Here is a 15,178-nt window from a genome sequence, read left to right as displayed (position 1 = left end):
GCAAAAAAGCGGAGCTTATTGCTCCGCGTCGTATTCCTCCAGAAAGCGTTCGAGGCGCGCATACCCGTCCCGCAAATCCTGTTCAACGGCGCGCCGAACTTTCTGCGCATCACGTTCTCGCAACCCGTCCAGAATATCCATGTGATTGGAAACACCGCGCCGGTTTACCGCAAATTCCGGGTAAAGCACATTGAGTGATGGGCCAACCTGCAACCAGAGTGATTCAATCAATGAGACAAGCCGCGCCCAGTTGGAGCGCCGGTAAAGCAGAAAGTGAAACTCGCGGTTCGCGGCGAGAACTTCGGGATAATCATTCTTATCAAGACTTCGGTTGATCACTTCCTGCAGACGCGCCAGCGAAGCAATATCCTTGTCGGAAATATTTGCCACGGCACGTTCTGCTGCCAGCCCTTCCAGAGCCAGACGCGTGGCTGTGACTTCCTCCAGAACCTCTTTGGTCAAAACAGGAATGACAACTGTTTTTGGACCGGCATTGACAAGCGCGCCTTCACTCAGCAACCGGTTGATAGCATCCCGGGCCGGAGTTGTGCTGACTCCAAGGGCATCAGCAACAGAACGAACTGTCAGCTTTTTGTTGGGCGGGAACGCTCCGCGGATAATAATATCCTTCAGCCGGTCGTAGGTGACCTCGCCAAGGCTGATGGTTTTGGCAATCGGTTCGACAATGTTGGAAAGAGGATTTTGCGACATTCGATTCCGCTGTGATGTGATGTGATACATCATTTTATCCAGCAAAAACGAAAAGCGCCAGTCTGACGGCTATGGTGTCGAAGGTCCGAACGAACCCTCGACACACTCATCATGTTACTGTGTGATCCAGTCGTTCCATGCGTCCGCCAGCTTTTCCTGATTGGCGCTGATCCATTCGGAATCATGCTGAACAGTCTTTTTGAATTCATCCGGCGAAGGAATTTTGGACCGTGCCTCATCATCCAGCAGAGCCACGGCATCCGAACTGGGCGGCGTAATGCCGAATTGTTTGGCAAAATTCGCCTGAACCGCCGGATTGTTGAGGTAATACTGCACCAGCTTAAGTGCATTTTCCTGGTGCGGTGCATTTTGAAGAATCTGCAAAGTGTCTGCCAACATGAATGCGCCGTCGAATGACATTGCGATTGGCTGGTCTTCATCCTTCAGAGCATTGGCACGCGTACCCCAGATCATGCCGGTCACATATTCGCCTGAACGGAAACCCTGTTGGCTCTGATCGCCGGTGCGCCACCAGAGTTCCACCTCCGGTCGGATTTCGTCCAGTTTTGCCAATGCACGATCAATGTCCAATGGAAACAACTGGTCAGCTGGCACACCATCAGCCAAAAGCGCTCCGGCAAAAACCCGCCACGGATCGCTCAGATTTGGCAGTGCACGCGGTCCTGGAAAGTTGGCAACATCCCAGAATTCCTGCCAGGTGGTCGGCCCGCCATCTGGAAAGTCCTGCGTGTTGTAGACCAGCAAGGTTCCGTTCAGCGAAAGGCGGACCCCGGCCGGGTTGCATGCCTTGTCAACCAGATCTGCCCGATCCTCGAACTGCTGACAAAACTCGGCCAGATCAATGGTAAAGGCGCGGTTTTGCGCAGACTCTGCCAGAATGTCGACATTGTTGATAATGTCCCAGGTAACATCGCCTGCCTGTACCATCGCCTGGGCGCGAGCTCGCATTTCCGCGTCTGTTGCTGTGACAGATACAACTTCAATGCCGGTTTCCGCGGTGAAAGGTGTAAACCAGGCCTCACGAAGCGCCTGTTCAAACACGCCACCAGTGGAAGCGAAAACCACCCGTTCCTGAGCCTGCGCCATTGCGGGCATCATTGCCGTGACAGCGACACCGGCGGCCATATATGCCAGATATTTCATTACTTTACCTCCATTTGTAAGGCTTGAATTTCTGGGTTGCGGATGGAAATCGCCTTAAGTCTTGCGGCGGGACTGCAAGAGCTGAATGCCTCCCATCAAGATAAGCGAGACAACAACCATCACTGTCGAAACTGCGGCAATAACCGGGGTGAGGTTGAAGTCGATGTCTTCAAACATTTTGCGAGTGATGGTTTTGCCATCTACGCCCGAGATGAAGAATGACACTGTTGCCTCGTCAAACGAGGCCAGGAACGCAAACACTGCGCCAGCTGCAACGCCCGGAGCAATATTTGGCAAGACCACAGTGAAAAATGCGCGTGGTCGACTGGCCCCACAGTTCAACGCCGCAAGCTCCAGCAACGGATCAAACCGCTGCAGAACGGCCGTTACGGTTATGACGACATAGGGAACAGCAAGCATGGTGTGCGCGATGAGAAAACCGAAGAAATTTCCGGTCAGCCGCATGGGCGAAAACACCAGATACAGAGCAACTGCAATAACGATGTGCGGCAGCACTATCGGGCTGAGCGTGAAGGCCTGGATCAGGCTTTTGCCTGGCAATTTGCCGCGCACCAGTGCAATGGCTGCCAAAGTGCCGATGATGGTTGCGGCAAGGGTGGTTGCAATGGCAATGCGGAGGCTGAAAAACGTTGCCGCCATCCAGTCAGGGTCTTGAAAATATGCAATATACCAGCGGAAGGTGAAACCGCGGGGCGGAAACTCGATGTAGCTCGCCGTGCCAAATGACATTGGAATGACCAGAAGTGTTGGCAGCACTATGAAGAAAAGGACCAACCCGACAACCACACCGAAACAGAGAATACCGGCAGAGAGCTTTATCGGTGAGCTGAAAGCCGCTGACCGCTGGGTTTCAATTGCTGTTTCAGTTGCCATGGTCAAACCCCTTGTTCAAGGTCAGAACCTTGCGAAACACAAAAGCGACGAGAAGTGTTGAACCGAGGAGAACAGCAGCAAGTGCACCGGCAAAGGGCCAGTTGAGCATTTCCGTTGCCTGCTGACCGATCAGCGTCGCCATCATCAGCGTCCGCGGTCCGCCAACGAGAGCAGGGGTTACGTAGAATCCAAGCGCCAGAATGAAGGTCATGAGACTGCCTGCAAAAACTCCCGGCAGGCTGAGCGGCAATATGATGCGGATGAAAACCGTGGTGGTGCCGGCCCCCAGATTTCGGGCAGCGCGCATATACTCTTCGGGAATTCCGCGGAGTGCGCTGTAAATCGGCAGTATCATGAATGGCAGCAGAATGTGCGACATCGCCATGATCACCGCGCCTTCGGTGTAAAGCAGCCGCAATGGAGATTCGACGATGCCAACCTCAAGCATGAACGTGTTGAGAATGCCATTTCGTTGCAAAAGGACGATCCACGCGTATGAGCGCACCAGCACCGACGTCCAGAGCGACAAGAGCACACAAGCCAGAACGATAGAGGCCAGACGACCCTTCAGCCGTGCCATGGCATAAGCCACCGGATAGCCCAGCAGAAATGTGAGGATGCTGACGGCAAGCGCGACCTGGAACGTTCTGAGAAGTATTTTCAGAAACAGGGGTTCGGAGACAATGCGCTCGTAATTTGCAAACGGGCCTGCTCCACCAAGAAAACTGCCCCAGATCAGGCTGCCGACAGGATAAACAAAGCCAAAGGTCAAAAGGACCAGCAGGGGCGCAACGAGCAACAGCGAAAGCGGTGCGGAGTATGTGCGTGCAGAGGATGGCATGATCAGACCTCTGCCGCGAAAACTTTGACCGCCCCGCGATCCACGACGACGTCTACGCTGTCTCCCGCACCGTAGCCGACACCAAGCCCGGATGCAGGCAATTGAACATGCACCGGGTCGGCGGCTCCCTCGACCCTTACAAAAACCGTATGAAACGAGCCTGCGAAAATTGCGGTCTCAACTGTTCCGGGAATTGCAGAGTCGCCACCAAGGCCGCGACGGTGCAGTGTCAGACGCTCTGGCCGCATTGCAATATCAACCGGCTTGCCAGTGGCAAACTGAGCAGCGGTGCCATGAAGGCCCTGTGCCTCAATCTTCACATCACCCGGCAGACCGATCACTGCACACTGTTCGTCGCCTCCGATGAATTCGCCGCGCAGAAAATTCATCTTGCCAATGAAGTCTGCGACAAAGGGCGTTTCAGGCTGCTCATAAAGATCCAGTGGAGATCCGATCTGCACAAGCCGGCCATTGCTCATGACAGCAACACGATCCGACATTGTCAGCGCTTCTTCCTGATCATGTGTAACGTAGATAACCGTGACGCCAAGGCGCTGTTGCAGGCTTTTAATCTCGATCTGCATTTCTTCGCGCAGCTTCTTGTCAAGCGCTCCAAGCGGCTCATCCATCAGAAGCACAGGCGGTTCAAACACCAGCGCCCGCGCAACGGCGATCCGCTGTTGCTGGCCGCCTGAAAGCTGGCTTGGCATCCGATGACCATAGGCCTCCAGCCGCACAAGCGCCAAAGCAGCTTCAACACGGCGATCAATCTCAGCGCGGGTCGCTCCCCGCATTTTCAACGGAAAGGCAATATTCTGGGCCACGGTCATGTGTGGAAACAGAGCATAGCGCTGAAACACCATGCCGATGCCGCGCTTGTTTGGCGCGACATTGGTTATGTCGCGCTCGCCAACGCGGATTGAGCCGGACCCAGGCATTTCAAAGCCGGCAATCATCATGAGAAGTGTGCTCTTGCCCGAGCCGGATGGCCCAAGCAGCGAAACAAACTCACCCTTGCCCACGACAAACGAAACATTGTCAACGGCAAGGACCGTTCCGTAGGCCTTGGATATGTTTTCAATGGACACCTGACTGCCAATCGCGTCCCTTGCCGTTCGCTCCATCCACATTTCCTTCAATCAGCCAAATCAATATTTTGATGTTTGATACATCATTATATGCGGCGCGATTTGTCAAGTGTGGATGTGGTTTCTACTGGCTGATGGGCAAAATTGGCTCTGACTCAGGCGGAAAAGCAGTAGCGGACGCGGTGGCGGTAGGTCTGGCCGGGACGCAGGATCGCAGATGGGAAACCCGGCTGATTCGGCGCATCCGGCCAGCCCTGGGTTTCCAGCGCAATGCCCGCATGGGCGTGGTAGATTCGACCATCCAAACCGGGGAGCCCGCTGATGTGGCTGCCATCATAGACCTGCAGGCCACAGGCATTGGTTTCAATGTCCATTCTGACGCCGCTTTGACCCCGCAGTGTCGCTACACAGCGTAAAGGCTGCTCTTCGGTCGACAGACATAGATTGTGGTCAATGCCACCAGCTCCTATCAGGCGAGCCTCACGAAAATCAAAGCGGCTGTTGTCAACAGGGGCAATTTCACCGGTCGGGATAAGTTCTGCATCGACGGGTAAATATTGGGACGCAGCGACTTGAAGGCTGTGGTCGCAGATGTCCGCCGTTCCATCAAGGTTGAAGTAGCCGTGATGCGCAAGGTTGCATGGTGTCGGCGCCTCGGTGGTTGCACGCATGTCAAATTCCAGCGTGCCCTTGTCCCTGAGTGCACAGGTCACCGCAATGCTGAGCTTTCCGGGAAACCCCATATGGCCGTCATCCAGCGCCAGACGCAGCTCGGCTCGGTCTTGTGCCTGGTCGTGCAGTGTCCACAATTGCCGCCAGGTTCCATCATCGCCGCCATGTAGAATGTGCCGGTTCTGCTGGTTGGCATTGGTTCGGTAGTCTCGCCCGTCAAGTGTGAAGCGAGCACCGCCGATGCGGTTGGCAAAACGGCCGACGATTGCGCCAAAAAACTGCATGCTGCTGAAATAGGGTTCCAGCATCGGCGTACCCAGAACGAGCGGATGAGCAACCCCTTCCAGCCGCAGATCCTGCACTATTGCGCCCATGGTCAGAAGTTTTGCCGTCAGCCCGCCGCCTTGAAGGGTAAGGCTCTCCACAGGACGGCCATCTGGAAAATGTCCGAAAACCTGCCGGCCAGTCATGCAATTACCTTGTGTTCGGCCTGTCCGGTAATGCCGGTTTCGATTGTGTAGGTCAGACCCTGCGCTGCATCGGGATTTTTGATCCCCTCACAAGCCGTGGTGACAAACAGCCGCGTCAAATCTGCGCCACCAAACGCGGGGCAAGAGGTATGCAGCCCGCCTACCTGTATCACCCGGTCAAGTCTGCCATCCGGCAGGTAACGCGCCACGCGGCCTGCACCCCATTGCGCATTCCATAACCCGCCCTGAGCATCAACAACCGCGCCGTCGGGGTTCAACCCTTCCGGTTTGAGATCAAGAAAAACATAGGGTGCACCGTTGGGCCAGCCACTGGAATCAAGCGTCTGGCCCATGATGCGACCAGTTCGCGTATCGGCAAAGTAGGCAAGTGCTGCATCCGGTGAAAAGCAGATCGCATTGGGAATGGTGATGTCGGAGTAAAGCCGCTCGATAGCTCCGCCATAATAACGCCAGATCGCTCCGCGACCCTCTTCAGCGGAAAGGCTCATGGTGCCAATCCAGAAACCGCCATATGGGTCGGCGCGCCCATCATTCGATCGGGTTTCGCGGTTTTCTGCTTCCAATGGGGCAAGCAGTTCGTGCTCGCCACTGGCGATGTCAAAACGGCGAAGTCCAGTCTCTGTTGCAATGAGCAGCGTATCGCGGTCGATCCAGCCCAATGCTGAAGGGCGCTCGGCAAACTGCCATTCAAGCTGGCCGCCAGCATCCCGGCTCAAAAGCCGTTTGCCCAGAATATCGCACCAGAACAACTGGCCACGCTCAGGATGCCAGAAGGCGCCCTCGCCCAATTCGCAGGTGCGATTGTCGTAAATGTCTGCAACGCTCATGCTGGCAACGCCTCCTGCCCCTTGCGTGCCAGCCGCACCAACCCTTTTTGCATGAGGATGAAAGACAGCAGCAGAATGCCGATGACAATCCGTGTCCACCAGCTGGACAGCGTACCATCGAAAACAATGTAGGTCTGGATGAGACCCATGGTCAAAACACCGATCAATGTGCCGAAAACATAGCCTGCGCCACCCGTAAGCAGGGTTCCGCCAATGACAACCGCGGCAATAGCGGTCAGTTCAGTGCCAACGGTGGCAAGCGAATAGCCCGAGCCGGTGTATATTGAAAAGACGATGCCGGACAGCCCTGCCATGAACCCTGAAAATGCATATATGCCGACAGTGATGCGGCCCGGCTGTGCACCCATGAGCCTGGCTGTAGCCTCGCCACCACCCAAAGCATACACCGCCGTGCCGAAACGGGTTTTGTGCACAATCAGCATGCCAATGGCAAAGACAATCAGCATCAGCCCCCCAATCAGTGTCAGCCGCCCGCGCCCTGGCAACAGATAATAGGCTTGCAGCACCTGGTAGAACTCATGCTGGATTGGCACCGAGTCAATCGACAACATGTAAGCGGCACCGCGTGCCAGAAACATGCCGGCGAGTGTGACGATAAAGGCAGGCATGACAAGTGCGTGGATGAGCCCACCCATTGCCGCGCCAAAAATCGTTGTGATGCAAAGCAGAATGGCGAAAACAAAAAGTGGGTGCAGGCTGGTGTCCCGCAGGAGCACGGCAATCAAAACGCCGGAAAAGGCAATGACCGAGCCGACTGAAAGATCAATGCCGCCTGAAAGGATCACCACGGTCATCCCAACTGCTACGATGCCCAGATAGGCATTGTCGGTCAGAAGATTGCCCATGACCCGGGTCGAGATCATGTTGGGAAACTGAATATAGCAAATCACCAACGCCAGAATAAAAATTGCGATGGTTGCCAGCAGCGGAAGAAGACGTGGATTGGTCATGACTTTGGCTCCCGCGGCGCAGTTGCCGGTTGCGTCTTTCCACCAGCAGGCGAAATGGCGCTGCGCCAATAGGTGAACTCTCCCGCGAGGCGCGGCGATTGCAGAACCAGAATGATCACAACCAGCGCAGCCTTGATTACAAGGTTGTATTCGGGCGGAAAACCGCCCAGCAGAATTCCGGCATTGATGGTCTGGATGATCAACGCTCCGATGACGGAGGCCGCGATGGAGAACCGCCCGCCCAGCAGTGAGTTGCCGCCAATCACCACGGCAAGGATCGCGTCAAGCTCCAGCCAGAGGCCCGCATTGTTGGCATCGGCGCCGCGTATATCTGCGGTAACGATAATTCCGGCCAGCGCGGCGCAAAGGCCGGAAACCACATAGACCGCAATGAGAAGCACCGTGACATTGACGCCGGAGAGTGCACTGGCCCGGCGGTTGACGCCCACTGCCTCTATCAGCATGCCGAGCGCAGTGCGGCGCAGCAATTGCACCGCAAGCACCGTGGTGGCCAATATCAGCCAGACCGGCACGGGCAGGCCGAGTAATGTTCCCGAGCCGATCCAGCCAAATTCCGGGCTGGTAAACGTCAGAATACGCCCCTCCGTGATGAGCTGGGCGATGCCACGTCCCGAGGTCATGAGAATAAGCGTGGCGACAAAAGGCTGGATGCCGACCAGCGAGACGAGCACGCCGTTCCAGAGCCCGCAGAGCGCGCCAACCAGAAACGCCAGAAGAAGTGCCGGGAAAATGCCATAGCCGGAACTGATGGCCCACGCAGCCGTAGCACCGCAAATTGCCATGATTGTGCCAACGGAAAGATCAATTCCCTTGGTGGCAATTACCAGTGTCATGCCAACGGCCAGAATGGCCACAGGCGCGCTGCGTTTTGCCATATCCACCAGAGGGCCAACCAGTCGGCCATCCACCGTGGCGACATTCAGAAAGGAAGGAAAAACAAGCGTTATCAGAAAGATCAGCGCAACCAACGTGATCAGCTGAGGGGCAAGACGACGAAGGGTCTGAATGATCATCGGCTCGCCTCTGACTGAGGAGACGACGCCTCGGGCGCAGCAATGGAACGCACGATTGTGTCAGTTGTCATTTCCGCGCCGGTCAGTTCTGCAACATGGCGCCGATCTCGCACAACGATGATGCGGTCGGACGCAGCAACAAGCTCTTCCAGCTCGGACGAGATGACCAGGATAGACATTCCCTGTTCGTTCAAATGGCGGATCAGGCGAAGGATTTCGGCATGGGCGCCAACGTCAATGCCGCGTGTCGGCTCATCAAGAATGAGGAATTTCGGGTTCATGGCCAGCCAGCGCGCGAGGATCACCTTTTGCTGGTTGCCGCCTGACAGTTCGCCAACCTTTTTTTCCGGCCCGGTGGTGCGAATGTCCAGCCGCCGGATGTAATCATCAGCCAGCCGGCTCTGTTCAGCGCGGGGAACCGGCCGCATCCACCCCTGCCGGGCCTGAAGCGCCAGAATGATGTTCTCCCGAATGGTCAGGTCCGCAACAATTCCATCGGTCTTGCGGTCTTCCGGCGCAAATCCCAGACCGGCCGCAATGGCCGCACGCGGGTTGCGAATATCGAGCGCGCCTTTTGCATTGCGCGCGGTGCCGGTCTGTGCCGGACGAATTCCATAAAGGACCTCGGCGCTTTCGGTGCGCCCGGAGCCCAGCAGACCTGCAAGGCCCACCACCTCACCTTCATGAATATCAAGGTCAAAGGGTTCGATGGTCCCTGCCCGGCCAATGCCTTGAAAGCTGTAGGCAATGGCATGTTGCTGCCGCGCCTTGTCGTGCGTTGCCATCCGGGCCCCGACCTCATGCTCCAGCGCATGGCCCAGCATATGCTCAATCAGCCTGACGCGGTCTAGATCACCCGTTTTTTCGGTCGTGATTTTCCGGCCATTGCGCAGAACCGTAACCCTGTCGGTCAAAGCAAAGACCTGATCGAGAAAATGCGACACAAAGACGATGCCGAGACCGCGTGTGCGCAAATCCCGCACAACTTTGAACAGCATCTCGACTTCACGCGCATCCAGGCTTGCGGTGGGCTCATCGAGCACAAGCACTTTGCCGGAAAGCGTTACAGCCCGGGCAATTGCAACGATTTGCTGGATTGCCACGGAATAGCTGCCCAGATCACGGTTGACATCAATGTCGAGCCCGTAGCCTTCCAGCATTGCGCGCGCCTCCCGGGTGCGGGCGCGGGTATCGACCAGTCCAAAGCGTGTCGGCTCCCGACCGAATGTCAGGTTTTGTGCCACTGTCAGGTTGGGCAGCAGGTTGACCTCCTGATACACAGTGCCGATGCCCAGGCTTTGCGCCTCCGAGGTCGAGCGCGGATCAATCGCCCGCCCGTCCATGACGATCTCGCCAGCGTCCCGGCGATAGGCACCGGTCAGGCATTTGATGAGTGTGGATTTTCCCGCTCCGTTTTCACCCAGCAGGGCGTGCACCTCTCCGGCTGCCAGATCGAAATCAACTGCATCCAGCGCCTTGGCGCCAACGAAGGATTTCGTAAGGTTTCTAACGGTCAACAGCACGCATCTATCCCTGGCTGAAGAAAAAATGGCAGCACGGGCGGTGCAACCCGCCCGTGTCGCGTAGTTTGAGGCTTAGTAGCCGAGGCCCTTGCGCCCTTCGTACTCAGCCTGCGGATTGTCTTTCTGAGTGTAGAGACGCGACTCGGTCTGGATAAATTTCGGCGGCACTGTGCCATTGTCCCAGAACGCTTTAAGGGCATCAAAGGCTGGCCCTGCCATGTTCGGTGTCAACTCAACTGTCGCGTTGGCTTCACCGGCCGCAAGCGCCAGGAAAATGTCCGGCACACCGTCGATTGAAACGACCAGAATATCTGTACCCGGTTTCAAGCCCGCTTCGCGAATGGCCTGAATTGCCCCGAGTGCCATGTCGTCATTATGGGCGTAGACGGCGCAGATATTGGCGCCACCGCCTTCAGCCTGCAGGAAGCTTTCCATGACGGTCTTGCCACCCGAACGGGTGAAATCGCCCGTCTGACTGCGCACTATGCTGACATTGCTGTGCGAGGCGATTGCCTGTTCAAACCCTGTCTTGCGGTCAATAGCCGGGCTGGATCCTGTGGTGCCCTGAAGCTCGACAACACGGCATTCCTTGCCATCAACCGCGGTTACCAGCCACTCGCCGGCAACAGCGCCTTCGTGGACAAGATCGGAACCCACGGCTGTCAGGTAAAGGTCGTCCGAGCTGTCGACCTGCCGGTCAAGCAGCACGACCGGAATTTCAGCCTCTTGCGCCTCACGCAGAACTGCATCCCAACCGGTGGCCACAACAGGGGCGATCAGGATCGCATCAACATCCTGTGCGATGAATGAGCGAAGCGCGGCAATCTGGTTTTCCTGGCGCTGCTGCGCGTCGGAGAAGCGCAGATCATATCCGCGTTCTTCTGCCTGCTGCCGGGTCACTGTGGTTTCCGCCGCCCGCCACCCGGACTCGGATCCGATTTGTGAAAAACCGACTGTCTGGGCAAAAGCACCGCCAGCGGTGAGAGTGACAATGGCCACGCTGGCGAGAAGTGTCCTTAAGGTCATAATATCCTCCCTGGGGTTGACCGCGAACAATGTTTTTATGGTTCAGACCGGACCTTTGGTCCGGGTAGTCTGCAAGCACAGTCGATCCGCCCTTCTGCGGATGATCACAGTGCCCTCACAGTGGCAACGCCCTGGTCCACAGCGCGTGAAAGAGGGTTGCGAAGCGGCAGGCCAAAGCCTGGCGCCTCAATTTCAAATACGTCTCCCTCCTTCGTGCGGACACCATCGGCAAAGCTGAGTGTGGCGGTGCCGAACATGTGGACATGAACATCGCCCGGCTGGCGAAACAGCGCGTATTTGAAGTGGTGGTGCTCCAGATTGGCAAGACTGTGAGACATGTTCGCCTCGCCAGACAGGAATGGCTTTTCCCAGACCACGTCTTCACCGCGGCGGATGCGGCTCGTGCCCTCTATGCTGACCGGCAATTCTCCAACCAGGATTTCTGGGCCGAAGGATGCCATTCGAAGCTTGGAGTGGGCGAGCCATAAATAGTTGCCGCGCTCCACAACGTGGTCGGAAAACTCGTTCGCCAGTGCGAAGCCTACTCGGAAGGGCGTGCCATCCCGCCCAATGACATAGATGCCGGCGATTTCCGGCTCCTCACCTCCATCTTCGGCAAAGGCCGGCATTTCCAGCGGTTTTCCGGGCGCGGCCACGGCACTGCCATTTCCCTTGTAGAACCATTCCGGCTGCGCGCCGGGCAGATGGGCCGGCTTGCCGTTTTCCCGGCCCATATTGAACATTCGCATGGAATCCGTAGTGGCCTCATCCGTGGCAGCGCTGTGCATGGCATCACGCGTTGCGGCTGAGCCCAAATGCGTCAACCCGGTACCGGTCAGATGAAGATGGGCCGGATCTTCATGGCTGATGGGTGATAGTACGCGCCCCTCTGCTGCGGCCGTGGCGAGGTCTACGGCATCGCCGAGACCGATAACGCCAACGGCCTGGCGCAAAGAAATGCCCTTGTCGATGCAATCAAGTACAAAGGCGTGAAGCGACATACGTTGCTTTAAAGCATAGGCCTCGGGACCGTCACGTACGACAACCTGCACCGTGCCATCATCAAACAGGCATTGGGAAAGCAGCATTGACACGATCCTTGAGAGGGCTCTTACACCCCGCTTCGGGCAGATCCGACAACCGCTGCGACAAGATAGAGGCTAAGCCTGCAACATCCGCATTCACGGTCGCCACGCCTCCCTGCGCGGCAACATCTTTGGTTGAGGTCTTTTTTCGCTTCTGTTCAGGCCGGACCACAACCTTTGCGAGAATTGCTTGAACTACCATATGTTTCAAATAAGTTCTGTGCCGGGCAATATATCGAAAGCGATATGATGGAAGAGGGCAAAGCGTCCGGTTTTCCAAACGAGTTTATCCGCCGCGGTTTGCGGCTGGCACACCTGCGATTGCTGGTGGCGCTGCAGGATACAGGGCAGATTTCGGGTGCGGCGTCGCGAGTGGCGGTTACCCAGCCCGCGGCTTCCCGGCTGATGGCAGAGCTGGAGCAGATTGCAGGAACCGGGCTTTACAGCCGCCATTCCAAAGGGGTGTTGTTGACGGTGGCCGGGCAATTGCTAGCGGAAAAGGCCTCCATTGTTTTGCGCCAGCTTGACGATGCGCACAGCGAAATCACCGGCATTTCGCGGGGCATGCGGGGTCATGTGCATATTGGCGCGGTGACAGGCCCCGCGCTGGAGCTTGTGCTTCCGGCTCTGCGCGAATTGCGCGTGACTTTTCCGCAGATTGAAATTTCGATTGATGTTGAAACCAGCGACAAGCTGATTGAGTCCCTCCTCGCGCGAAAGATGGATTTCTACATCGGGCGGCTGCCGCCGGGGGTTGATGCCCGGGCCGTCCGCATGCGGCTTATCGGCCCCGAGCCGGTAAGTTTCATTGCCCGGACCGGGCATCCCCTGAACAAGCGCGGCAGGATCGACGTGGCGCAATGCCTGCCATTTGACTGGGTTATGCAGCCACCCGGCGGTTTGATGCGCCGGGCGGTTGAAACCTATCTTCTGGAAAACGGCTATGAACTGCCCGTGCGCATTCTCGGAACGGCGTCGATGCTGCTGACACTGGCAATTATCAGCGACACAAATGCGGTTGCGCCAGTCTCAACATCGGTGGGCGAGTTTTACTCCCGCCGCAACGCGCTTGGCAGCAATATCAGAATGCTGACAATCACGAACCCGATTGCGGTTTCACCCTATTCGGTTGTGGTTCCGGCGCAGAGAATGCTTTCACCCGCTGCCGAGACTGTGCTTGCAATACTGGAACAGAAAATTCAGCAGGCAGAAGCAGCGCGGCTTTATTCCCATCCGACCGCCGGAACGGGCGACTGAATGTCGCGCGGCGCGCCATCCAACGAACCTGATGCGATTTACTGAATTGCATCAAAGCAAAGAGGCAGGGCGCGGCCTGACGGTCGCGCCCTGCAAATCAGAACTTCAGAGCGGCAGCGTGTATGAGGTCTTGCTGCTGGTGAAGAATTCGCGCGCAGCCCGCCCCTGTTCGCGGGTGCCATAGCTGGACTTTTTGCGCCCACCAAACGGAACGTGGTAGTCCACGCCTGCTGTTGGCAGGTTGACCATGACCATGCCGGAATCTGAACGGGCCTTGAAATCTTCGGCATATTTAAGCGAGCGCGTGCAGATGCCGGAGGACAGTGCCAGATCGCTGTCATTGGCTATGGCCAGCGCTTCCTCATAATCCCCGGCTTTCAGCACGGAGACAACAGGTCCGAAAATTTCCTCGCGAACATGCCGCATAGTGTTGTTGGCATTGCCGATAACGGCTGGCGACATGAAGAAACCATCCGTCTCGCGTGAGACCCGCTCGCCGCCGCAAAGCACGTCGGCACCTTCATTGCGGGCAATTTCAAGGTAGGACTCGTTGACTTCAAACTGACGTTCGTCGACCACCGGGCCCAGGTGGCTCTGAGCATCCAGGGCATGGCCCACGCGCAACCCACGACAACGGTCCACCATCGCCTCAAGCAACCGGTCATAAATGCCCGGAGTTGCGATAATGCGCGTGTTGGACGTGCAGCGCTGCCCAGTGGAAATCACCGAGCCGCCAATTGCGCAACCAACCGCATTTTCCAGATCGGCATCATCCAGAACGACAAGCGGGCTTTTGCCGCCCATCTCTTCCTGAACCCTGCCGCCGCGGCCCGCCACCATTTCACGCACAGTCTGACCGGTTGCAACCGAGCCGGTGAACGACACGGCATCAACACCTTCAGACTGCGCCAGCGCGTTGCCGACCTCACGCCCCGGGCCCATTACCAGATTGAAAACACCCGCCGGAATACCGGAACGAGAGATGATTTCCGTCATCACCCAGGCCAAAGCAGGCGTTAGTTCCGCTGGCTTGAGAACCACGGTGTTGCCGTAAGCGAGCGCCGGTGCCGCCTTCCACGCCGGAATGGCGATTGGAAAGTTCCACGGGGTGATCAACCCAACAACACCGACAGGCTCGTAACGAACATCAACAGTAACACCAGTCCGCAGCGAAGGCAGAATATCGCCCGCGACGCGCAGCGCTTCCTGTGCATAAAATTTGAAAAGTTGACCGGCACGAACCACCTCGCCGGTGCCTTCTGCAAGGATCTTGCCCTCTTCCCGGGACAAAAGGCGACCCAGTTCATCGCGGCGTGCCAGCAGCTCTGTGCCAACAAAATCAAGCGCATCTGCACGTTGCTGCGGCGTGGCAACGCGCCAGCCTGGCAAAGCCGCGCGCGCGGCAGCAATGGCATCGTGCGTCTGCGCGGCATCCGCTCGCGTATACTCGCCGATAACATCGGACACGTCCGATGGGTTGATGTTCTTTGATACTCCCGAACCTTCAACCCAGGCGCCATCGATGAAATTGCGGTGAATGGTCATGAATTCCCCCCGATCAGAGTTCTGCCGCAAGCCGGCCCGGCCCGCGAAC

14 protein-coding genes are annotated in these 15,178 nt (G+C 57.1%); 1 reads left to right on the top strand and 13 read right to left on the bottom strand.

Features of this window, described 5'->3' with window-relative positions:
* Positions 1 to 15: 15 nt before the first annotated feature.
* The 12 genes from FPY71_RS13140 to araD1 form a co-directional block, all read right to left on the bottom strand.
* Entirely contained in the window at positions 16 to 711 is a 696-nt protein-coding gene (locus FPY71_RS13140; protein WP_149300762.1) for a GntR family transcriptional regulator, read from the bottom strand.
* A gap of 114 nt (positions 712 to 825) precedes the next feature.
* Positions 826 to 1,875, bottom strand: a complete 1,050-nt coding sequence (locus tag FPY71_RS13135) for an ABC transporter substrate-binding protein (protein WP_149300761.1) — start codon at positions 1,873 to 1,875, stop codon at positions 826 to 828.
* Between the two features lie 54 nt (positions 1,876 to 1,929).
* Entirely contained in the window at positions 1,930 to 2,769 is an 840-nt protein-coding gene (locus FPY71_RS13130; protein WP_149300760.1) for an ABC transporter permease, read from the bottom strand.
* Positions 2,759 to 3,610 (bottom strand): ABC transporter permease, encoded by an 852-nt coding sequence (locus tag FPY71_RS13125; protein ID WP_149300759.1) that lies wholly within the window; start codon positions 3,608 to 3,610, stop codon positions 2,759 to 2,761. Before FPY71_RS13125 ends, FPY71_RS13130 begins: the two co-directional genes overlap by 11 nt.
* A gap of 2 nt (positions 3,611 to 3,612) precedes the next feature.
* Positions 3,613 to 4,734, bottom strand: coding sequence for an ABC transporter ATP-binding protein (locus FPY71_RS13120; RefSeq protein ID WP_149300758.1), 1,122 nt, complete (start codon positions 4,732 to 4,734; stop codon positions 3,613 to 3,615).
* Between the two features lie 119 nt (positions 4,735 to 4,853).
* A complete protein-coding gene (locus FPY71_RS13115; RefSeq protein ID WP_149300757.1) occupies positions 4,854 to 5,840 on the bottom strand; it encodes an aldose epimerase family protein in 987 nt (328 codons plus the stop codon).
* Complete coding sequence (locus FPY71_RS13110) at positions 5,837 to 6,688, bottom strand: SMP-30/gluconolactonase/LRE family protein (protein ID WP_149300756.1); 852 nt, start codon at positions 6,686 to 6,688, stop codon at positions 5,837 to 5,839. The genes FPY71_RS13115 and FPY71_RS13110 overlap by 4 nt, the downstream gene beginning before the upstream one ends.
* Positions 6,685 to 7,659 (bottom strand): galactofuranose ABC transporter, permease protein YjfF, encoded by a 975-nt coding sequence (gene yjfF, locus FPY71_RS13105; RefSeq protein WP_149300755.1) that lies wholly within the window; start codon positions 7,657 to 7,659, stop codon positions 6,685 to 6,687. Before yjfF ends, FPY71_RS13110 begins: the two co-directional genes overlap by 4 nt.
* Positions 7,656 to 8,693 carry an ABC transporter permease gene (locus tag FPY71_RS13100; RefSeq protein ID WP_149300754.1) on the bottom strand — a complete coding sequence of 346 codons (1,038 nt, stop codon included), beginning with the start codon at positions 8,691 to 8,693 and terminating at the stop codon, positions 7,656 to 7,658. Before FPY71_RS13100 ends, yjfF begins: the two co-directional genes overlap by 4 nt.
* Positions 8,690 to 10,216 (bottom strand): sugar ABC transporter ATP-binding protein, encoded by a 1,527-nt coding sequence (locus tag FPY71_RS13095; RefSeq protein WP_149300753.1) that lies wholly within the window; start codon positions 10,214 to 10,216, stop codon positions 8,690 to 8,692. The genes FPY71_RS13100 and FPY71_RS13095 overlap by 4 nt, the downstream gene beginning before the upstream one ends.
* Before the next feature lie 72 nt (positions 10,217 to 10,288).
* Entirely contained in the window at positions 10,289 to 11,242 is a 954-nt protein-coding gene (gene ytfQ / locus FPY71_RS13090; RefSeq protein ID WP_149300752.1) for a galactofuranose ABC transporter, galactofuranose-binding protein YtfQ, read from the bottom strand.
* A 104-nt stretch (positions 11,243 to 11,346) separates the two neighbouring features.
* Entirely contained in the window at positions 11,347 to 12,330 is a 984-nt protein-coding gene (araD1, locus tag FPY71_RS13085) for an AraD1 family protein (RefSeq protein WP_149300751.1), read from the bottom strand.
* Positions 12,331 to 12,573: 243 nt separating this feature from the next.
* Between araD1 and FPY71_RS13080 the strand changes: the two genes are divergently transcribed.
* Positions 12,574 to 13,584, top strand: coding sequence for a LysR family transcriptional regulator (locus FPY71_RS13080; RefSeq protein ID WP_149300750.1), 1,011 nt, complete (start codon positions 12,574 to 12,576; stop codon positions 13,582 to 13,584).
* A 105-nt stretch (positions 13,585 to 13,689) separates the two neighbouring features.
* Here FPY71_RS13080 and FPY71_RS13075 read toward each other — a convergent pair whose 3' ends face one another.
* Positions 13,690 to 15,129, bottom strand: coding sequence for an aldehyde dehydrogenase family protein (locus tag FPY71_RS13075; protein WP_188052339.1), 1,440 nt, complete (start codon positions 15,127 to 15,129; stop codon positions 13,690 to 13,692).
* Positions 15,130 to 15,178 lie beyond the last annotated feature (49 nt).

Origin of the sequence: Aureimonas fodinaquatilis, from assembly GCF_008369445.1 — a bacterium.
GTDB classification, from domain to species: domain Bacteria; phylum Pseudomonadota; class Alphaproteobacteria; order Rhizobiales; family Rhizobiaceae; genus Aureimonas; species Aureimonas fodinaquatilis.
The sequence above is the reverse complement of the archived record's forward strand: the minus strand, read 5'-3'. Positions and strand labels throughout refer to the sequence as shown.